Here is a 21,709-nt window from a genome sequence, read left to right on the forward strand (position 1 = left end):
AACAGCAGTGATTTAAAGGTTTTTGCTTCTTAAGTACAATTGGCGGTGTATTTTTGCGAAATAAGCTTAATGCGCCTCCAGCCAATTTTCGCCTACATCCATCTCCACGTCCAACGGTACATCCATTACAAAAGCCTGTTCCATTTCGGTTTTAATCAAGGTTTTCATGGCTTCAAGCTCGGGTTTATAAACATCAAAAACCAATTCGTCATGGACTTGCAGTAACATTTTGGTTTTGTAATCGCCTTCTTGTAATTTGTTATAAATATTAATCATGGCGATTTTAATAATGTCGGCGGCACTTCCTTGAATAGGCGCATTTACGGCATTTCGTTCGGCAGCGCCACGAACCACCGCATTTCTGGAATTAATATCTTTTAAATAACGGCGACGTCCCAAAACGGTTTGCACATAGCCGTTATCGCGGGCAAAATCGATTTGCTCGTGAACATAACTTCGCAGTTTCGGATAGGTGGCATAATAGGTGTCAATCAATGCTTTGGATTCGCTTCGCGATAAATCGGTTTGATTGCTCAGTCCAAAAGCTGAAACGCCATAAATAATACCAAAGTTTACGGTTTTGGCGTTGCTTCGTTGCTCGCGGGTAACTTCGCCCAAAGGCACACCAAATACCTTTGAAGCTGTTGAAGCATGAATATCTTCACCGTTTTTAAAGGCTTCAATCATGTTTTCTTCTTTGCTCAAAGCCGCAATAATGCGCAGTTCTATTTGAGAATAATCGGCAGCTAGCAAGGTGTAATTTTCATCACGGGGAATAAACGCTTTTCGTACCTGTCGCCCACGTTCGGTTCTAATTGGAATGTTCTGTAAATTCGGATTATTACTACTCAAACGCCCGGTTGCTGCAACGGTTTGCATATAATCGGTGTGCACCCTTCCCGTTAATTCTTCAACCTGAAGCGGTAAGGCATCCACATAGGTGCTTTTTAATTTTGCCAATCCACGATACTCTAAAATATCCCGAATAATGTCGTGGTCTTTGGCGAGATAAGATAAAATATCTTCACCCGTTGCATATTGTCCCGTTTTGGTTTTTTTGGGTTTGTCAACCAACTTTAGTTTTTCAAATAAAATAACACCCAATTGTTTGGGCGATGCAATGTTAAATTCCTCGCCCGCTTCGGTATAAATTTTCGTTTCTAAATCCTTTATATCCGTATTTAACTGCTCCGATAGCGAATGTAAAAAGTCTTTATCCAAATTAATGCCTTCCAATTCCATGGCCGCCAAAACGCGCAGTAGCGGAATTTCAATCTCGTCAAACAGCTTTTGTGTGTTGGCCTCACCCAATTCTTTTTCAAAATGTTCTTTTAATTGCAAGGTAATATCGGCATCTTCAACGGCGTATTCGGTTTGTTTTTCCAGCGGCACCTCGCGCATCGACAGTTGGTTTTTGCCTTTTTTCCCAATCAGTTCGGTTATCGAAATTGGCGTATAATTCAAATAGGTTTCGGCAAGCACGTCCATATTGTGCCGCATATCCGGGTTAATCAGGTAATGCGCCAACATGGTATCAAACAATTTGCCTTTTACGCTAACATTGTATTTTGCTAAAACCTTAATGTCGTATTTTAAATTCTGACCGATTTTTTCAATCGCTTCACTTTCAAAAAACGGCCGTAATTCTTCAATCAATGCTTGCGCTTCATCCTTGTTTTCGGGAAACGGCATGTAAAAACCTTTGCCCACTTCCCACGAAAATGCAATGCCCACCAATTCTGCCGTCAACGGGTTTAACCCTGTGGTTTCGGTATCAAAACACACCGAAGTTTGGTTCATTAAATTTTTAACAAACAATTTGGTGGCCATTCCCAAGGCGACACTTTGGTAAAAATGCGACGATGTTTCCGAGGTTTTTCTGGTGTTGCTTGTTGGCGCTTCCGCGGAATTGTCTTCTGCTCCAAATAGAGAAAATTGACCAGCTCCAGCAGATTTAACTTCCTTTGGTGTGGCTTTTGTTTCCGTTTTATCTGAAGGTTTTTCGGGTGAAGATTGAGCAGTTTCCGTTTCGGTTGAAAACGTTTTTAAAAAATTATCGGTCAATCTCCTAAACTCCAATTCCTGAAAGATGTCTTTAACCTTTTCAATATCGGGATGGTCCAGTTCAAAATCTTTGGCATTAAACGTTACCGGAACATCCAACATAATGGTCGCCAATTGTTTTGAGAGCAATCCCAATTCGCCATTGGCCTCCACTTTTTCTTTCATCTTGCCCTTAAGCTTATCGGTATTGGCCAATAAACCTTCCATACTGCCAAATTCCTTAATGAATTTTTTGGCCGTTTTTTCACCAACGCCCGGTAATCCGGGAATATTGTCGCTGGAATCGCCCATCATCCCTAAAAAATCAATCACTTGCATAGGGTCGGTTACTTCAAATTTTTTCTGCACTTCGGGGATGCCCCAAGTTTCGTAGCCACCGCCAAAAACGGGACGGTACATAAAAATATTTTCGGTTACCAATTGCGCAAAATCCTTATCGGGCGTTACCATAAAGGTTTGGTAGCCTTCTTTTTCCGCTTGGCGGGACAGGGTACCAATTACATCATCGGCTTCATAACCTTCCTTAACCATAATGGGAATGTGCATGGCTTTTAAAATCTCATAAATGTACGGAACTGCTGTTTTTATACCTTCGGGCGTTTCATCCCTGTTGGCTTTGTAGGCTTCAAACATTTCTACACGGTCTGCACTACCGCCTTTGTCAAAACAAACGGCTAAATGGTCCGGACGCTCGCGTTTAATTACATCCAAAAGGGAGTTCATAAAACCCATAATGGCCGAAGTGTCTTCGCCTTTGGAATTGATTCGCGGATTTTTTATAAAGGCATAATACCCACGGAAAATCAAGGCGTAGGCATCGACAAGAAAAAGACGTTTTTGGTCTGACATTTTGTTTGTTTTGAAAGAAAACCAAAACTACGAAAAGTTGTAGTTTAATTTGAAATAAATAAAATATTTGCGAATTATTCTTTATCCTTCAAATAATAATCCGATTGGTAATTTTCGTTTTTTCCATCTTGATATTTCGTCATGCTAAACCATTCGTGAATGGAATACGATCCCGTTTCTCCTTGTTTATTAACGGCAATATAACCCACTTGAAAGTTTTTGTAATTGCTGTTTGGTTTGCTCACAATTCTGCCAATAGCTTCTTCACAAGCTTCTTGTGGCGATTTGCCTTGGCGCATTAATTCTACCACTAAAAAGCTGCCAACGGTTTTTACAACCTCTTCGCCCAAACCAGTGGCAACCGCGCCACCAACTTCGTTATCCACAAATAAACCGGAGCCAATTATTGGAGAATCGCCCACACGACCAGCCATTTTATAAGCGAGTCCGCTTGTGGTGCACGCCCCGGAAATATCGCCATTTTTATCGATAGCGAGCATGCCAATGGTATCGTGGTTTTCAATATTTATAATGGGTTTGTATTCTTTTTCAACAAGCCATTCTTCCCATTCTTTCTTTGAGGCATCCGTTAAAAGATTTTCGCGTTTCATGCCAATTTCAACAGCAAATTGTTCGGCACCTTTTCCGGCAAGCATCACATGTGGTGTGTCTTCCATAACTTTTCTTGCCACGGTAATAGCGTGGGTGATATTTTGCATATACACCACGGCACCGCAGTCTCCTTCTTTATTCATTATACACGCATCAAGGGTTACATTCCCATCTCGATCGGGCCTCCCGCCTTTACCTACGGATTGGTTTTTTTCATCGGCTTCTTCAACCATAACACCTTGCTCCAAAGCATCCAAAACCGAACCTCCTTGTTGTAAGACGTCCCAAGCTTTTGCGGTGGCGTTCGGTACATTCCAGGTGGCAATTACTAAGGGTAACGACGCTTTTGTGTTTGTTGCGGCCGCTTTGTTGTCTTCTTTCTTATTTTCGGCACAACCTATAATGGAGCTTCCAACGGCAACGCCAACTCCCGTTAAAGATGCGTTTTTAATAAAGTTTCTTCTTTTCATATTTTTGTTTTTTTCAATGATCACATGTAGTTTCCATATAACCATTCATTTAGGTATCGAATTCTAGTTATGGAAATTCCACCTAAGTTTTATATTTTTTCATTTCCACAATCCCCATGATTGTCAGGCGGAAATCATATTAGTTTAAAAGCATTTGCTAAATTATACTTAATTTTGGCTTCTAATATACTAAAAAATGCTACTAGAAATTTGTGCCAATTCATATCGTTCTGCAATTCATGCCGAAAATGCAGGGGCAAATCGTATTGAGTTGTGTTCTGAACTTGCCGTTGGCGGGATAACACCAAGTTTTGGGCTGATTAAAAAAACAACAGAAACCCTTAAAATTCCCGTGTTTGTTCTAATACGTGCAAGAAGCGGAAACTTTACCTATTCCGATGATGAGTTCGAAATTATGAAAAGCGATATTCTACAATGTAAAGCACTGGGATGTAGCGGCATTGTTTCTGGGGTTTTAAATAAAAACAATACCATTGACGTTGTACGAACCAAAATTTTAATGGCCCTCGCAAAACCATTGCCATTTACGTTCCACCGTGCCTTTGATTGGGTTGAAAATCCTTTGGAAGCCTTAGGGCAACTTGCGGATTTGGGTGTTGATAGGGTGCTTACTTCGGGACAGGAAACCGCTGCTAATAAAGGCTTGGAACTGCTTAAACAGCTAAAGGAAAAGGCCGAAAATAAAATTGGAATACTTCCAGGGGGCGGTATCAATGCTGAAAATGCCCTATTGTTTAAAGAGGCCGGTTTTAACGAAATCCATTGCTCTGCAACAACAATAAAACAAGTTATTGAAACACCTAAAATTTCTATGAACAGTGCTTCTTTTTTTGACGAACGTACTATTTCATTTTCAGACGAAACCCGCATCGCCAATATTATTAAAGCCATTTCATAGCAAGTTACAGCAATTAAACGATGACGTTTCTTAACGTAGCGTTAAATATGTTTTGCAGATAAAGCTGGAATATTTAAATAAGGTATCTTTGGAAAAAAAGCTATGTCGCGTTGGATTATTTTTATTCTTTTCTACCTGTTTATATCGTTTTATGGTTTTCAAGCCATTAAAACAATAAGCAAAAGTAATTGGGTGTACATTATTTTTATAGGTATTGCTTTACTGGTTTTAGGCAATTTCATGTTTCAGTTTTTAGCAGCTTCAGATGGGCGCGTTTTAAATCCTTCAAAAAGTTATGCCTTTGGGTTTTTACTCGCTTTTATGTCTTTTAACTTAGTTATTATTCCCATTTTATTGGGCGAAGATATTATTAGAGTCGTGTTGGGTTTGTATGATAAATTGGTTACTACTAAAGAAACTTTCTACATGCCTTCCAGACGAAAATTTATCAGTCAGATTGCTATAGGATTGGCAGCAATTCCGTTTGCATCGCTTCTTTACGGCATGTACAAAGGCAAATACCGCTTTAGGGTTTTAAGCTATAAATTGTATTTTGAAGATTTACCAGAAGCCTTTGATGGCTATAAAATAACCCAAATCAGCGATATTCATTGTGGCAGTTTTGATAACAGAACCAAGATTGAATATGGGGTAGATTTAATTAATGAACAGAAATCGGATGTGATTATGTTTACAGGGGATTTGGTCAATAACAAAAGCTCTGAAATGGCGGCGTGGAAAGATTTGTTTGGATCGTTAAAGGCTAAGGACGGGATATATTCGGTATTGGGTAATCATGATTATGGCGATTATGTAAATTGGCCAACATCAGAAGCCAAAGCACAAAATTTTAAGGACTTGATACAAACCCAAAAAGACATGGGTTTCGATTTGCTTTTAAACGAAAGTAGAACCATTGAAAAAAACGGCCAACGTTTAGCTATTATAGGTGTTGAGAACTGGGGCGCTGGCGGTTTTAAAAAGGCTGGAGATTTAAAAAAGGCCGCTCAACAGGTTGATAAGGATGATTTTAAAATCTTAATGAGCCACGACCCATCGCATTGGGAGCAAGAGGTGGTTCAAGACGATTATCATTACCATTTAACATTAAGCGGTCATACCCACGGCATGCAATTTGGCATCGAAATACCGGGGTGGTTTAAATGGAGTCCCGTAAAATGGCGCTATAAACATTGGGCTGGTATTTACAAAGAAAAAGGGCAATACATAAACGTAAACCGCGGCTTTGGCTATTTAGGCTATCCGGGGCGTGTTGGTATTTGGCCGGAAATAACGGTTATCGAACTTAAAAAGGGCGTAAAAGACGCATAAATACTAACTAATGTTGGAGTTGTTACAATTTTTTTTATATTTATAATTAAGTATCAGCAACTTAGTTTATGGCGTTGATTTCAAACTAAAATAAAAAATTGTAGGTTTGTAATGCTTTGTATTGATTTAAAACATTAAGATATGTCAAAATTCGGGGAACTTATCGATGTGGATATTCCAGTTCTGTTAGACTTTTTTACAGAATGGAACGAACAATCAACGGCCATGCATCCCGTACTTCGCGACGTTGCTGCAGCATTAGGCGATAAAGCCAAAGTGATTAAAATTGATGTTGAAAAAAACGAAGAACTCGCCGAAGCTTTACGTGTAAAAGGCTTGCCTACATTGATAATTTATAAAGATGGCGAAATGAAATGGCGCCAAAGCGGTGAGCAAGATGCCAATACACTTATTGGGATTATTCAGCAATATTTTTAAGCTTCTAAGCTTTTAAAGCTATATCCTATTTCGTTAAAATATTCCAAAACTTTTGGTAAAGCATATTGCATGTTTTTTGAAGCTTTCACACTATCGTGAAACACAATGATGCTTCCGTTTGTGCTTTTTGAAATCACATTATTTAAGCAACCCTCGGGCGTAACGTTTTTATCCCAATCAAAAGACAGCACATCCCACATGATTATTTTGTAACCTAACCCGATGAGTTGTTTGCCCTGTTTTGGTTTGATTTGTCCGTAAGGCGGTCTAAATAGTTCAGAGTTTAGGGTTTTGAGTTTAGGGTTTTGAGTTTCAAGTTCCGCACTTCGAATGTGCTCAGTGTTACAAACTTTAATTTGAGAATTTATAACTTTTTCTGCTTCTGAAACATTTTCTAAATAATCTTTGGTTTTGGTTTTCCAACCTTTAATGTGATTGTGTGTATGATTGCCAATGGCATGACCATCATTTATAATATGCTGAAAAATCTCCGGATGCTTTTCAATATTATGGCCAATGCAAAAAAAAGTGGCTTTGGCGTTGTATTGTTTTAAAACATCCAAAGTCCAATTGGTGATGTCGGGCGTTGGCCCATCATCAAAAGTTAAATAGATGGTTTTGCCAGCGGTTGGGATGTTCCAAATATAATTTGGAAACATCCGCTTTACCAACATAGGTGTTTTTACAGGTGTTAAGGTCATGCCTTAAATCTGAAATTAATTAGCTGTATCTATCTGTAAACTGCTGCTATCGGGAATATCTAAATCCGTTTGCTGTTGCTCTTCTTCAAGCTCGTCTTCGCCGTAAAAGTGCCTAAACAGTTTTAAGTAGTTATTGAAAATATCGCCTTCAGTTTCGGCAAAATCAATATCGTATTCCACTAAAACATCAATAAGGCTTTTATAACGTTGTATATCGGTGTAAATTTCTTCAAACAAACGCTCTTGATTTTCAACTTTTAAACCGCTGTAATAAGTTAGGTTTTCTTGATATTTATTGGCTACTTCCTTAAATAATTGTTGCGCTTTTTCTTTGTTTCCAACCTCGTAATAGCCGCTAATATAAGGCTCTAAAAGGGTGTAAAAACCAAAGTATTCAACAGGCATATTGGTCATGGCAATATCAGCTATCTCCTCAGCTTTCCCTGGTTTATCTTCATTAATAAGCTGTTCCATTAAACGGGCTAGATTCCCGCGGTACGTAATGGAGTTTTTACGGGTTTCAACATCGTGGTAAATATCTGGACTGCCACTATTGCCCCAATCCCATTTTTTAACTTTTTCGTACATTAAATCGCTATCAACGCGACCCATATCAAAAGGATTTGCTCTATCAACCGGTGTTTTAATGGGCACCAATTTATAGCACATGCCATCGAGTTGCAGATAGTCTTTCATCCAGATGTAATCGTCTTCCGCGAAAGCGCCACCAGTAAAATTAATGGGGCGTTTCCAATCGTTATTGGCAACAACGTCGAGCATTAAAAGGCGGTTTTTATATACAGCACCATCTTTAATATGAATGTCGATATGCGATACCATTTTATCCGCGTCCTCTGGTTTTACGATGCCGTATTTTAGTGCATTTTCTTTATTTACAGGAAGTCTTAAATGTCCCGTAGGTAAATAGTTTGCATTTAAATCTTGGTTTCTAACTTGCGAAATATCAACCCCTTGTTTTTGTAGGATATATTTGTATTTAGATCGTGGATTATTGCTGGATATAAAGTTTAGTGCTTTTTTGATTTCAAGCGTATCTTTAATTTCGTTCTCAACCATCACGTAATCATTAGTGCCATATCTGTAATGCTCGTGTGTTAATTGCGAAGGAATAGGATCGCTTTCATAAGCTTTACGTTTCATTTGGTCGATGTACCAATCGGTTTGAAATAAACTGGTGTTTACCACACGTACATCGGTGCGGTAGCCTTCAATTTCTTGGGCGTACCAAAGGGCAAACGTATCGTTATCGCCAATGGTAAACAGTATGGCGTTTTCTTCACAGGAATCCAAATATTTGTATGCCATAGATCGTGCGGTGTATTTGCCCGATCTATCGTGGTCGTCCCAATTGTTTGCGGCTAAAATACCTGGAACCAAAATTAAACAAGCTATGGTTATTATGGGAACAGCGAGTTTTGATGGCAAGTGTTTTTTAAGCATTTCGTAAATGGCGTAAACCCCAAAACCAATCCAAATGGCAAATACATAAAATGAGCCCACAACGGAGTAATCGCGTTCGCGGGGTTCAAAGGGGCGCACATTGGTGTAAAACTGAATGGCCAACCCAGTAAACAGGAAAAACACCAGCATCACCCAAAAGGTTTTTTTGTCTTTGTTAAAGAGGAAGAACATGCCTATTAGCCCTAAAATTAACGGTAGGAAATAGTATGTGTTTCGCGCTTTGTTGTTTTTTACATCACTTGGTAAATTATCTTGCGAGTAGCCTAAATGCCATTCGTCAATAAGTTTTATACCGCTTAACCAATTCCCGTGATTGTCGTAGCGGCCTTGAATATCGTCTTGTCGCCCTGTGAAATTCCACATAAAATAACGCCAATACATATACCCGAGTTGGTATTCGAGCATGTAAAGAATGTTTGATGCCAACGAAGGTTTTTCAATATCGATGTAGCTTTTAAATCGCTTTAAAAAGCTGTGGTAATCTTCGTAATCTACATTGCCACGGGCGACATCGTTTTTAAAATCGGACACCGCTTTACGGAGCTCGTTTTGCATTTGGTAATCGGGTTTCAGCTTAAAATCCAAATACCCGGAAAACATCATATAATTTTCGGCATGTTCTGGACTCCACATTCTCGGAAGAACAGCGGCGTGTTTTGAGTTGTAGTTTTGTTTGGCGTTTTTGTAATCGTTTACAATAACGTATTTGCCTTTTTCCTTGTCTTTTTCGTAGTTGGGTTTATCGTCTGTATACGGATTTCTTTCATCCAAATACGCATATTGGTCGGTAAACAACGGGCCGTAAAACAAATGGGTTTCCGGGTATTGTTCCAGATTGTAATAGGCTAGTAGCTCTCGGGCGTCAGACGGGTTATTTTCGTTAACTACCACATTGGCATTGGCACGAATAGGCAGCATTAACCAAGTAGAAAAACCTACGATGACAAAGGTAATGCAAAGGATGCCCGTATTTAAATGCACATATTGTTTTTGCCGCGTGTACCTTAAGGCATAATAAATAATGGCTATTAACAATAAACCAGCTATTATGGTTCCGGAGTTAAACGGCAAGCCAACGCTATTGACAAAAAAGATTTCAAAAGCACTGAATATTTTAAGGATATTGGGCGCTAATAATTTAAAAACAAACAGTAAAATACCAATGGAAACGGCATTTGCAATAATGAAGTTTTTAACCGTAACGGTCTTGTAGTTTTTAAAATAATAAATAAGACCAATGGCAGGAATGGTTAAAAGGCCCATAAAATGCACCCCAAAAGAAAGCCCGATAATAAAGGCAATTAAAATAAGCCAGCGGTTGCCACGGGGTTTGTCCATGTCCTGTTCCCAGCGTAAGCCCAACCAAAATAACGCCGACATAATTAAAGTAGCCATAGCGTAAACCTCGGTTTCAACGGCATTAAACCAAAACGAATCGGTAAATGTAAACGCTAAACTGCCCACCAAACCGCTGCCTAAAATAGCCATGGCCTGTTGCGAATTAATGTCTCCATTTTTTGCTACTAGTTTTACCAATAGCAACGTAATGGTCCAAAACATAAATAAAATGGTAAATGCGCTGGCAATGGCACTCATCATGTTCATCATCCAGCCCACTTGCGAAGGCTCAAAAGCAAACATGGAAAAGAAGGCCCCAAGCATTTGGAATAAAGGCGCTCCCGGTGGGTGGCCAACCTGTAATTTTGCCGAGGTTAAAATGTATTCGCCCGCGTCCCAATAACTTACCGTGGGTTCAACGGTTAAACTGTACGTAATTAATGCAATTAAAAAAGAGAGCCATCCTAAAATGGTATTCCATTCTTTAAAGTTTAAATGTGCCATAAAATCTATGTTTATTTGCTTGGGCGAATTTAATAATAAATATGAAACAAGGTATAACTATTTGGTTTGTCTTAACATAAAACAACGCTACCATGGCTATTAAGCGCAAAAATTCTAATTGTTTTTAAGGAAACGATACAAACTCATAAATATTTTTACAAAAATGCTTGTGCAAAGAAAATTTTGTTTTAAATTTGCCACCTCAATACCAATAATGGCCCATGGTGTAACTGGCAACACGTTGGTTTTTGGTACCAAAGAGTCTAGGTTCGAGCCCTAGTGGGCCAACAAAAAAAGGAAATCTCAATCATTAAATTGGTTGGGATTTTTTTTGGAATGAGATTGGGCGAGAAGTTTATACTGAGCGCAGTCGAAGTAAGCCCTAGAGGGCCAACAAAAATCCTAATCATATGTTTGATTAGGGTTTTTTGTTTTTTAAGCAATATTATTAAGGCGTTACCTTTGCCTTTCGGCTACGCTCAAGGTGGCAGGTCGGGCTTTCACTACTCGCTTCCTCCTGCGTCGGCGAGCTCAAACATTTAGCCTGCGGTGAGCGCAGTCCAACCGTTCAATCCCTAACGCGGGTTGGTTTGCTGGCTTATAGGTTTAACTAAAAGTTGGTTTGTTTTTGGGCAAGTTCGTTTTAAGGTTTGGCTATGAGTAGTTGCGAGGACTTGCAATTACTTATAGCATTTTACACCCAGTTATTTATACTTAAGTACTGGTATTATTCTGTCTTGTAAAACTCTATAAGTTGACTTTTCAGGTTCATCATTTATATTCCAACCATTAAAGACAATTATTAAATTGTATTCTGGTGCTATCATTAAATACTGACCTCCATATCCGTTAGCGGAATAAATATTGGTTTTGCCATTTTCCGAATATTCAGGAATCCACCATTGATAGCCATAACCTGTAACACTTCGCCATTGAGGTTTTATGTCTTTAAGTAAAGGGCTTGTAGATGTTGTGACCCATCTTTTAGATACAATTTGCTTACCGTTCCAATTCCCTTTGTTCAAAAACAATGAACCAATTTTAGCCAAATCTTCTGCCTTGAGATATAGACCTCCTTCTGTATCGATTTCTCCATTAGGTGTTTCTTTCCAATAGTAATCTGTAATGCCGAGTGGCTCAAATAATTTTTCTTCTGCCCAATGATCAATCCGTTTGCCCGTAATGGTTCTAATGATTTTCCCTAAAAGTACAGTTCCTCCACCATTATAAACGAATCTTGTTCCTGGTATGGTATCCATAGGCTTGCTCAATACATAGTCTATCCAGTTGTCGCTTGATTCCAGCCTAAAACAGTCATTTGTAGTATCATTATGGTCAGTCTCTTCATTCCATTGTAATCCACTTCTCATAGTCAATAAATCTTCAATAGTTATATTTTGCTTTCGTTTATCTGGAAAGTCAGTATTATAACCACTCAACAAAGGCATTGCTTTGTTGCTAACATTATAATCATCATTTAAATCCAATGCAATACCAAAAAGGATTGATGTAATACTCTTGGTTACAGATTGAAGCGTGTGCAACTCACTTTCCTTGTAGTAAGGATGCCAATCCGTATTATTGAAATTGTATTGATGATTGGTCGTATCATACTTTTTAACTATGGATTCATAGTCTTGATTATATTTAAAATCTGCCAACAACTCGTCATTTCGTATGACCATAAAGCGGTCAATTAATCCATAATCTCAGTTGTTTATATCTGAATTAATAGAATCAATCACTTCTGAAAGGACATTTTGGGAAGTAACATTTTGTGTGTCTTTAATAGGCTCCTTATTTTCTGATTTACAACTAATTAATGCAACTATAAATAAAATTGAAAATGTTGGCGTTTTAATTTTGTTTATAGTTGTTCTCATAATTTTTGTACTTAATTGGGTATAATTATTCAAGGGTATGCGTCGTTTTAATACTTCAACTTAGCTCAGTAACAGACTTATATCCGGCGTTACTGAAACAAGTTCAGCACAAGTGAACGAATGTATCGTTTTTTTCTGGCAAAGTCAAGTTTAAGCCAAAACAATGAAACACTTAGCTTCTTAGCCTCTTTGCGCAAAAAACTAAATCTTAAAAGTAATCACGGGGCGTTTCGCATGGTTTACCAAATCTTCACTGATGCTGCCATTAAAAAAATGCGAAATCCCTTGTCTGCCATGGGTGCTCATTCCAATTATATCGGCTTTTATGGATTTTGAGAAATTCATGATTCCTTTTTCAATACTTAAATCGTTATAAATATTGGTAGTATAATTGTTCGATTTGTTGGCCTCAATAAAGGTTTTCATTCTTTTGTTTGCCTTTTCCGAGGTAACGAATTTATGAGGTGTATTTACCATAAGCAAATGCATTTTGGCCCCTAAAATTTCGGCAAATCCAAGCGCCTTTTGGTATGGTATTTTGCTTTCTTCCTTAAAATCAGAAGCAAAAACAAAATCCTTTACCTTAAATTTATCATGCTTGTTTTTAATAACAAGCACCGGGGTTTCAGAGGTGCGCACCACTTTTTCGGTATTGCTTCCAATAAGCATTTCACGCAAACCGCTTACACCGTTTGAGCCCATAACAACCAAATCGATGTTGTGTTTTTTACAAGCTTGGAAAATGCCCTTGAATATTTCGTGTAAATCTACATGCTCGTGTACAACCAAGTCTTTTAGGTAGGCTTTGGCTTTTAAATCCTTAAACTGTTTGTGGGCCAATTTCATAAAATAGATGGCTTCGGGCAAATTGTTGTAACTGCTTAAAGCATCAACTTTGTGCATCGGTATTTCAACAATATGGAGCAAATAAATTTCGCAATGGTGTTGCTTGGCCAATTGTGCGGCAACTTTTAAAGCGTTTTCGGCTTGTTCGGAAAAATCGGTAGGGACAAGTATTTTTTTCATGGTTTTAATGTTCGAGATGCTTATAAATTTATAAATTAATACTTTATAAATCAATTAAAAAATTATATATTTGCAGCGTTGAAAGGCAAAATAAGATAATGAGGGGACGGGAAGTCCCCTCTTTTTATACTAAAAATGTTTAAAAATACCGTTACAGATTTACTTGAAAAAGCATTGGTCGAACGCCCGGATTTATTTCTGATAGATTTCTCTATTGATAGCAGCAATCACATCAAGGTAATCATAGATGGCGATAACGGCGTTTTAGTTGAAGACTGCATGTTTATAAGCAGGGCCATTGAGCACAATTTGGATAGGGAAGAACAGGATTTTTCCTTAGAGGTTATGTCGGCTGGTGCCACGGCGCCGTTGGTTCATAATCGGCAGTATAAAAAAAATATAAAAAGGACGCTGGAAGTACGAACGCCAACTGATAAAATAGAAGGGATTCTTACCAAAGCTACCGATGATACGATAACATTAGAGTGGAAAGTTAGAGAACCAAAACCCGTTGGAAAAGGCAAGGTTACTGTAAAGAAAGAAGCAAATATTGCTTATAAAGATATTGTAGAAGCAAAAGTTATGATTAAATTTTAATTCAGATTTATGGAAAATGTAGCGTTAATTGAATCATTTTCAGAATTCAAAGACGATAAGTTAATTGACAGAGTAACGTTAATGGCTATTTTAGAGGATGTATTTAGAAGTGCTTTAAAAAAGAAATATGGCGACGACGATAATTTCGATATTATTGTAAACCCAGATAAAGGCGATTTAGAGATTTGGAGAAATAGAATAGTGGTTGCTGATGGCGAGGTTGAAGATCCAAATCAAGAAATATCATTAACTGAAGCTCGTAAAATAGAGCCGGATTTTGAGGTAGGTGAAGATGTGTCAGAAGAAGTAAAACTTATAGATTTAGGAAGGCGTGCTATTTTAGCACTGCGCCAAAATTTAATTTCTAAAATCCACGAGCACGATAATACCATTATCTATAAGCATTTTAAGGATTTAGTTGGAGAGATTTATACGGCCGAGGTGCATCATATTCGCCACAGGGCGGTTATTTTATTGGATGACGAAGGGAACGAAATCGTGTTGCCAAAAGACAGGCAAATACCTTCGGATTTTTTTAGAAAAGGCGATAATGTTCGCGGCGTTATTGATAGTGTTGAGCTTAAAGGCGCTAAACCAACCATCATTATGTCCAGAAGTTCGCCTAAGTTTTTAGAAAAACTATTCGAACAGGAAATCCCAGAAGTTTTCGATGGTTTAATAACCATTAAAAACGTGGTAAGAATTCCAGGAGAAAAAGCAAAAGTAGCTGTCGATTCCTATGATGACAGAATCGATCCCGTTGGTGCCTGTGTGGGTATGAAAGGTTCCAGAATTCACGGTATTGTTCGCGAGTTAGGAAACGAAAACATCGACGTTATAAACTATACAAATAACCTGCAGCTTTATGTAACCCGAGCGCTGAGTCCAGCAAGGGTAACATCGGTTAAGTTAAATGAAGAAACAAAACGTGCCGAGGTTATTTTAAAACCAGAAGAAGTTAGTAAAGCCATTGGTAGAGGTGGCCACAACATCCGTTTGGCAGGACAATTAACAGGTTTCGAGATTGATGTGCTTAGAGAAGGCGCAGAAGAAGATGTGGAATTAAGAGAATTCTCCGATGAAATCGAATCTTGGATCATAGACGAGTTTAGCAAAGCTGGATTAGATACCGCAAAAAGCATTTTAGAGCAAGATGTGTTAGATTTGGTTAAACGAACAGATTTAGAAGAAGAAACTATTAATGATGTTCTTAGAATTCTAAGAGAAGAATTCGAAGAATAAATACCCATTTAATTTTATGGTTGAATAGGTATAATATATATTTGAGTATTTTAAAGGCAATTTATGGCTGACACAATTAGATTAAATAAAGTATTACGCGAGCTTAACATCTCTTTAGATCGTGCCGTGGAATTTTTGGATTCCAAAGGTGTCGAAATAGAGAAGCGCCCTACTACAAAAATTTCTGAAGAAACATATAAAATTCTTTCAGACGAATTTGAAACAGACGCTAATAAAAAAATGGCTTCTCAAGAAGTTAGTGAGGCTAAGCAAAAAGAGAAAGATTTGTTGCGCGAACAACGCGAGCGTGAACTTGAAGAAAAGCAAAAACGAGCAGCCCAAAAACAAGAAGTGGTAAAAGCAGCTAAAACACTTTCTGGACCAAAAACAGTTGGTAAAATTGATTTAGAGCCTAAAAAGAAAGAAGAGTCGCTTCCAGAAAAAGAAGCGGTCGTTTCAGAAGCGCCTAAAGAAAAAGCTACAGAAGCCGTAAGAGAAGAAAAAGCGCAGCCTGAAAAGGCTCAAAAACCTGAACCCAAAAAAGAAAAGGTTTCAAAAGAAAAGGAAAAAGAAGCACCTAAAAAAAAGGTAATTGTATCTGATGACCAAGAGGTAATTGTTGAAGAGAAGGTAGAAACACAATACAAAAAACTTTCAGGGCCAAAAATAGCAGGCGATAAAATTGATTTATCCCAGTTTAATAAACCCAAGAAAAAGAAAGAAGATAAAAAACCAGATGCTAAAAAAGACGACGGAGCGGCTCATAAGAAAAAGCGACGTCGTATTAGTAAAGCCGGTGCGCCAGGGGCTGGAAACGGCAATGCTTCCAGAGGAAAGAATGATCGTTTTAAAGGAAAACCAGGAGCTGGAAAAGGCAGACGAAACATTGTAAAGGAAGAGCCTAGTGAAGAGGATGTAAAAAAACAAGTGCGCGAAACACTTGAAAAACTCCAAGGTAAAACAAGCAAGGGTAAAGGTGCCAAATACAGAAGAGATAAAAGAGATCTGCACAGGGAGCAAACTGAGATTGATGAGCAAATAGAAGCAGCAGAAAGCAAAATCCTTAAAGTTACAGAGTTTGTAACGGCAAACGAAGTCGCTACCATGATGGATGTTGGAGTAACCCAAATTATTTCGGCATGTATGTCGTTAGGTATGATGGTTACCATGAATCAGCGATTGGATGCAGAAACCCTGTCTATTGTAGCCGAAGAGTTTGGATATAAAGTAGAATTTGTAACAGCCGATATTGAAGAATCAATTGAAGAGGTTGAAGATAAACCAGAAGATTTAAAACCACGTGCGCCAATCGTAACCGTAATGGGGCATGTCGATCACGGTAAAACCTCGCTTCTCGATTACATTCGTCAAGAAAATGTAATTGCGGGAGAATCTGGTGGTATCACACAGCATATTGGTGCCTATGGCGTACAATTGGAAAATGGCCAAAAAATCGCCTTTTTAGATACACCGGGTCACGAAGCCTTTACCGCTATGCGTGCTCGTGGAGCACAAGTTACAGATATTGCCATTATTGTGGCTGCGGCAGATGATGATATTATGCCACAAACAAAAGAAGCTATTTCGCATGCGCAAGCAGCAGGTGTGCCTATTGTTTTTGCTATTAATAAAATTGATAAACCAGATGCAAATCCTGAAAAAATTAAAGAAGGATTGGCGCAAATGAACTTACTTGTTGAAGATTGGGGCGGTAAAATACAGTCGCACGATATTTCAGCAAAAGTAGGTACTGGCGTAAAAGAATTATTGGAAAAAGTATTGCTTGAAGCCGAATTATTGGAACTTACGGCAAATCCTAATAAACTGGCACAAGGAACCGTTGTTGAAGCCTTCTTGGATAAAGGACGTGGATATGTATCGACTATTTTGGTACAAGCCGGAACCTTGAAAATTGGTGATTATGTTTTGGCCGGTCAGCATAGTGGTAAAGTAAAAGCCATGCACGATGAGCGTGGAAATGATATTGCCAAAGCTGGACCATCAACACCAGTATCCATTTTAGGATTGGACGGTGCGCCTCAAGCGGGTGATAAGTTTAATGTGTTTGAAGATGAACGTGAAGCCAAACAAATTGCTACTAAACGTGCGCAATTGCAACGCGAGCAATCAGTGAGAACGCAACGCCATATTACTTTAGACGAGATTGGTCGTCGTATCGCATTGGGCGATTTCCAAGAATTGAATATTATCCTTAAAGGTGATGTGGACGGTTCTGTGGAAGCACTTACAGATTCATTCCAAAAGCTATCAACTGAAGAAATTCATGTAAACATCATCCATAAAGGTGTTGGTGCGATAACCGAAAGTGACGTGTTGTTGGCAACGGCATCCGATGCTATTATCATTGGGTTTAATGTACGCCCTGTTGGAAATGCAAGAATGATTGCCGATAAAGAAGAAATCGATATTAGAACTTACTCTATTATCTACGATGCCATAAACGAACTTAAAGACGCAATGGAAGGCATGTTGTCTCCAGAGCTTAAAGAGGAAATTACAGGTACGGCAGAAATTAGGGAAATGTTTAAAGTATCTAAAATTGGTACCATTGCAGGATGTATGGTTACCAATGGTAAAATACTTAGAAACTCCAGTATTCGATTGATTCGTGATGGTGTGGTTGTGTTTACCGGCGAATTGGCATCGTTAAAACGATTTAAAGACGACGTGAAAGAAGTATCAAAAGGATACGACTGTGGTATGCAAATTAAAAACTACAACGATATTAAGGAAGGCGATGTTATTGAAGCGTTCCACGAAGTTGAGGTTAAAAAGAAATTGAAATAATTCAACAGATTTAAAATAAGCGTACCATACAAATGGTATTAAATTAAAAGGCACTTTTGTACAAAAGTGCCTTTTTTATTTTACCTTTATGGTGTATTAATTTTCCTAATTAAAAATCATAAATCATGAAAAAAACAATTACACTTTTATCATTATTACTATGTTTAAGTTTTAGTAATTCCACCCATGCGCAATCTGATCCATTTATAGGTCAAATCTCAATGTTTGCAGGCAATTTTGCTCCAAGAGGTTGGGCGCTTTGCGACGGACAACTTTTACCAATAAGCCAATATTCAGCCCTGTTTTCTATTTTAGGGACGACTTACGGAGGTGATGGAGAGACAACATTTGCCCTGCCAGATTTACGAGGTAGAGTGCCCATGCATGAAGGTAGCGGGCCTGGGTTGACCAACAGGCCATTGGGGCAAAAGTTTGGCTCAGAAACAAACACACTCGCTGTTAACCAAATGCCGTCACATTCGCATACAGTAAATGCTGTTACAGACGATGGCAACCAATCGGTGCCAACAGGTAATTTGCCAGCAGGCACCAAAGTATTGGATAAAGAATACTCTAATGCTGCTTCAAATACAACCATGAATGCAAACATGATTAATGCTAACGGTGACAATCAACCGGTTAACAATATACAGCCTGTTTTGGTAATAAACTATATTATTGCGCTTGAAGGTGTTTATCCATCTCGTAATTAATCCCTTTTTGGTTATGAAAAACTATATAACATGGCTGCTAATAGTAGGCGTTTCTACTTTCGGTTTGGCTCAAATCACATTTAACGGATGTTATCAATTATTTGACAATCAGGATTTTATATTTAATGAAATCAGTACAGATGCCACAGGAAGAAATGTCTTTGAAACTATTCCAATAGATGGCAACCAACCCTGTAGTGGTGTGGGGATTTGCGAGTTTAGGATTTCTTGGAATAATACCGAAAGCCGTTGGGAATTTATAGCGGATGACGGAACCGGAGACTTTTCATCCCCGTTTTTAATTTATACCAATTCTGAACCTTCAACTCCTAACCCGCCAAGTTTGAATTTAGGAACTTGGGTTGAAAACGCAAGTGTAACAAGTGGCGATTGCGGCGGTGATTTAACCACAACAAATGCCACACTTACAGGTGATGTTCAAGATACCACTTTGGGTGTTGATGTATTGGAATGGGGCAATCAGATAAAACTATACCCAAATCCTGCCGAAAAAACAATACACATCAATCATAAAGGGTATAACATCGATAATGTGTCTGTATACAATGTGATAGGAAAATTGGTTTTAAATGCCAAAGAGGCAAGTAGCATTGATGTTTCTGAATATGATGCTGGGTTGTATTTTGTTCGAATACAAATTGAAAACCGAGAGCTTATAAAAAAGCTTATCATTAAATAAAAAAAAGCGACCAATTGGTCGTTTTTTTTTATAATTCAATATGGCAACTGAATTTAGCTTTATTCCTTTTTTGGTTTAAAAATAAACGCATTGGGGAAGTTTTTTTTAATTCTTTTCAATGCTCTATCGGCCTCCAAACGCGTTCTAAAGTTACCTGCCCAAATTTTAAAGTTTGGCGTATCAAAAACAATTTTAGAATGCCAATCGTTATAACTGGAATGTAATTCTTTTTGAGCTGAAGTAGCTCCTGCGCGACTGCCATTATAGATTTGAATTTTATATCTATCGGGAGTATCTTCATCTTTATTAAGCTCTTTTTTAAGGGCTAACAAATTAGAGATATTCTTATCCTGATTTATGGTAATATGCCCTTCTTGAGCAAAGCCACTTGCCCCGCATAGCATAAAACTGATAACAAAAAACAAGTTGATTTTTAATTTTAATCCGTTCATTCTTTAAATTTATTTATACAAATGTATACGTTATTAACTTAATTATGGTTGTTTTTATTATTTAGAATCTCTCTAAATTATCAATTAACACTTCTCTAACATTTCTAAAATCGACTTTTAATATTACTTTTGCGAGAGATTTTTTTAACTGTTTTTTTTCAATTTTATTAAATGAAAAAATCATACCAAAGTTTAGAAGTTAATTTAACCAACAATATGATACAGGTAATTTACCGCAAGCTAACCACAAATAGTCTTCGTTTGGGGTTTGTTATTTTACTAGCGTTTACAACGACTCTTATGGCTCAAGAAGGCGATCCGGCAAAAGGAAAATCGTTGTTTAACTCCAATTGTGCTGCTTGTCATACTTTAGATAAGAAGATGACAGGGCCTGCTTTAAGACACATAGAGCAGCGTTTGGCTGATGATGAAGGCCTTGATAGAGAGTGGCTATACACTTGGATTAAAAACAGTGCAGGCATGGTTAAGGCCGGCGATGCTTATGCCAACAAGATTTATGACGAGTATGCTGGTGCGGCAATGACCGCTTTTCCTCAGTTATCAAATGAAGATATAGATGATATTTTGGCATATACTGCCGAAGAAAAGAAAGCCCCTGTTGTAGCGGAAACTGCAGCTACTGGAGGTGGTGATGCTGGAAAAACAGGCGGTGTTTCAAACGAGATTATTCTAGGTGCATTAACTATTTTGTTTATGCTATTGGCTGCAGGTTTATTTGTGGTAAATAAAACATTGCGCAGGTTTGCAGCGGCTCAAAATATTGATTTTGAAGAAGATTCAAAAAGAAAGCCTTTATGGAAGGCCTTTGTGCAAAATCAATTTTTAATGCTTGTCGTATCTATATTCTTTTTGCTGGCCAGTGCTTATTTTATGTTTGGTTATTTTATGCAGATTGGTGTAGATCAGGGTTACGAGCCCGTACAACCTATTCATTACTCGCACAAAATTCATGCGGGTGATAATGGTATAGACTGTAAATACTGTCACTCATCAGCTAGAACGTCGAAGCATTCGGGGATTCCTTCCTTAAACGTTTGTATGAATTGCCATAAATCAATTTATGAAGTGGCTCCTGAAACCCAGGCCGAAGGTGAAAAAATAGGTGTAGATTACAATGCTGAAATTAAAAAGCTATATGCAGCAGTAGGTTGGGATGATGAAGAGCAGCAGTACACAGGGGAAACCCAACCGGTTAAATGGGTACGTATCCATAACCTGCCGGATTTTGTGTACTTTAACCACTCGCAGCACGTTACCGTTGCAGGTATCGAGTGCCAAACCTGTCATGGTCCCGTTGAGGAAATGGAAGTGATGTACCAACATGCTCCATTGACCATGGGCTGGTGTATTGATTGCCACAGAACATCAAATGTTAAGGTAGAAGACAATGCTTACTATACAAAAATACACGAGGAATTATCGAAAAAATATGGTGTCGATAAGTTAACGCCTGCTCAAATGGGCGGATTGGAATGTGGTAAGTGTCATTATTAATCAATGAAAAATCAGTTATAGTTTTAGGTAACTACTAATAACTCATAACTAACAACTAATAACT

16 protein-coding genes and 1 tRNA gene are annotated in these 21,709 nt (G+C 38.1%); 10 read left to right on the forward strand and 7 right to left on the reverse strand.

All coding sequences use genetic code 11. From position 1 onward, the window contains the following. Positions 1-66: 66 nt before the first annotated feature. Both polA and ACN5J7_RS01615 read right to left on the reverse strand, forming a co-directional pair. Complete coding sequence (polA, locus tag ACN5J7_RS01610) at positions 67-2,913, reverse strand: DNA polymerase I (RefSeq protein ID WP_418602396.1); 2,847 nt, start codon at positions 2,911-2,913, stop codon at positions 67-69. Between the two features lie 74 nt (positions 2,914-2,987). Further along, positions 2,988-3,995: an isoaspartyl peptidase/L-asparaginase family protein gene (locus ACN5J7_RS01615; protein WP_418602397.1), complete on the reverse strand. Its 1,008-nt coding sequence runs from the start codon at positions 3,993-3,995 to the stop codon at positions 2,988-2,990. A 196-nt stretch (positions 3,996-4,191) separates the two neighbouring features. Between ACN5J7_RS01615 and ACN5J7_RS01620 the strand changes: the two genes are divergently transcribed. From ACN5J7_RS01620 to ACN5J7_RS01630, 3 genes are all read left to right on the forward strand, one after another. Continuing rightward, complete coding sequence (locus ACN5J7_RS01620) at positions 4,192-4,914, forward strand: copper homeostasis protein CutC (protein WP_418602398.1); 723 nt, start codon at positions 4,192-4,194, stop codon at positions 4,912-4,914. A gap of 102 nt (positions 4,915-5,016) precedes the next feature. Continuing rightward, the gene (locus ACN5J7_RS01625; RefSeq protein WP_311937157.1) at positions 5,017-6,246 is read left to right on the forward strand and encodes a metallophosphoesterase; all 1,230 of its coding nucleotides are present in this window, start codon (positions 5,017-5,019) and stop codon (positions 6,244-6,246) included. Between the two features lie 141 nt (positions 6,247-6,387). Then, positions 6,388-6,684 (forward strand): thioredoxin family protein, encoded by a 297-nt coding sequence (locus ACN5J7_RS01630; RefSeq protein ID WP_311937159.1) that lies wholly within the window; start codon positions 6,388-6,390, stop codon positions 6,682-6,684. Here ACN5J7_RS01630 and ACN5J7_RS01635 read toward each other — a convergent pair. Then, the gene (locus ACN5J7_RS01635; RefSeq protein WP_418602399.1) at positions 6,681-7,385 is read right to left on the reverse strand and encodes a polysaccharide deacetylase family protein; all 705 of its coding nucleotides are present in this window, start codon (positions 7,383-7,385) and stop codon (positions 6,681-6,683) included. The genes ACN5J7_RS01630 and ACN5J7_RS01635 overlap by 4 nt on opposite strands. Positions 7,386-7,400: 15 nt before the next feature. Further along, positions 7,401-10,709, reverse strand: coding sequence for a protein O-mannosyl-transferase family (locus ACN5J7_RS01640; RefSeq protein WP_418602400.1), 3,309 nt, complete (start codon positions 10,707-10,709; stop codon positions 7,401-7,403). Positions 10,710-10,924: 215 nt separating this feature from the next. Between ACN5J7_RS01640 and ACN5J7_RS01645 the strand changes: the two genes are divergently transcribed. Further along, positions 10,925-10,997: transfer RNA gene (locus tag ACN5J7_RS01645), tRNA-Gln, on the forward strand. Positions 10,998-11,413: 416 nt separating this feature from the next. Here ACN5J7_RS01645 and ACN5J7_RS01650 read toward each other — a convergent pair. Both ACN5J7_RS01650 and ACN5J7_RS01655 read right to left on the reverse strand, forming a co-directional pair. Further along, complete coding sequence (locus tag ACN5J7_RS01650; RefSeq protein ID WP_418602401.1) at positions 11,414-12,370, reverse strand: serine hydrolase domain-containing protein; 957 nt, start codon at positions 12,368-12,370, stop codon at positions 11,414-11,416. A 423-nt stretch (positions 12,371-12,793) separates the two neighbouring features. After that, a complete protein-coding gene (locus tag ACN5J7_RS01655; RefSeq protein WP_418602402.1) occupies positions 12,794-13,618 on the reverse strand; it encodes a universal stress protein in 825 nt (274 codons plus the stop codon). A 135-nt stretch (positions 13,619-13,753) separates the two neighbouring features. Between ACN5J7_RS01655 and rimP the strand changes: the two genes are divergently transcribed. The 5 genes from rimP to ACN5J7_RS01680 all read left to right on the forward strand — a co-directional run bounded on the left by rimP (position 13,754) and on the right by ACN5J7_RS01680 (position 19,678). After that, complete coding sequence (gene rimP / locus ACN5J7_RS01660) at positions 13,754-14,215, forward strand: ribosome assembly cofactor RimP (RefSeq protein ID WP_418602403.1); 462 nt, start codon at positions 13,754-13,756, stop codon at positions 14,213-14,215. Positions 14,216-14,224: 9 nt separating this feature from the next. Then, positions 14,225-15,457: a transcription termination factor NusA gene (nusA, locus tag ACN5J7_RS01665; protein ID WP_311937179.1), complete on the forward strand. Its 1,233-nt coding sequence runs from the start codon at positions 14,225-14,227 to the stop codon at positions 15,455-15,457. A 63-nt stretch (positions 15,458-15,520) separates the two neighbouring features. Continuing rightward, positions 15,521-18,265, forward strand: a complete 2,745-nt coding sequence (gene infB / locus ACN5J7_RS01670; RefSeq protein WP_418602404.1) for a translation initiation factor IF-2 — start codon at positions 15,521-15,523, stop codon at positions 18,263-18,265. Between the two features lie 125 nt (positions 18,266-18,390). Further along, positions 18,391-18,978: a phage tail protein gene (locus ACN5J7_RS01675; protein WP_418602405.1), complete on the forward strand. Its 588-nt coding sequence runs from the start codon at positions 18,391-18,393 to the stop codon at positions 18,976-18,978. A gap of 13 nt (positions 18,979-18,991) precedes the next feature. After that, positions 18,992-19,678 (forward strand): T9SS type A sorting domain-containing protein, encoded by a 687-nt coding sequence (locus ACN5J7_RS01680; RefSeq protein ID WP_418602406.1) that lies wholly within the window; start codon positions 18,992-18,994, stop codon positions 19,676-19,678. 59 nt (positions 19,679-19,737) lie between these two features. On the opposite strand, the gene ACN5J7_RS01685 is transcribed toward ACN5J7_RS01680, so the two are convergent. After that, the gene (locus ACN5J7_RS01685; protein ID WP_418602407.1) at positions 19,738-20,130 is read right to left on the reverse strand and encodes an SPOR domain-containing protein; all 393 of its coding nucleotides are present in this window, start codon (positions 20,128-20,130) and stop codon (positions 19,738-19,740) included. Positions 20,131-20,346: 216 nt separating this feature from the next. Between ACN5J7_RS01685 and ACN5J7_RS01690 the strand changes: the two genes are divergently transcribed. Then, on the forward strand, positions 20,347-21,645 hold the full coding sequence (locus tag ACN5J7_RS01690; protein ID WP_418602827.1) for a c-type cytochrome: 1,299 nt from the start codon (positions 20,347-20,349) through the stop codon (positions 21,643-21,645). The last annotated feature ends 64 nt before the right edge of the window (positions 21,646-21,709 follow it).

Origin of the sequence: Hwangdonia sp. (assembly GCF_048381975.1) — a bacterium.
Taxonomy (GTDB): domain Bacteria; phylum Bacteroidota; class Bacteroidia; order Flavobacteriales; family Flavobacteriaceae; genus Hwangdonia; species Hwangdonia seohaensis.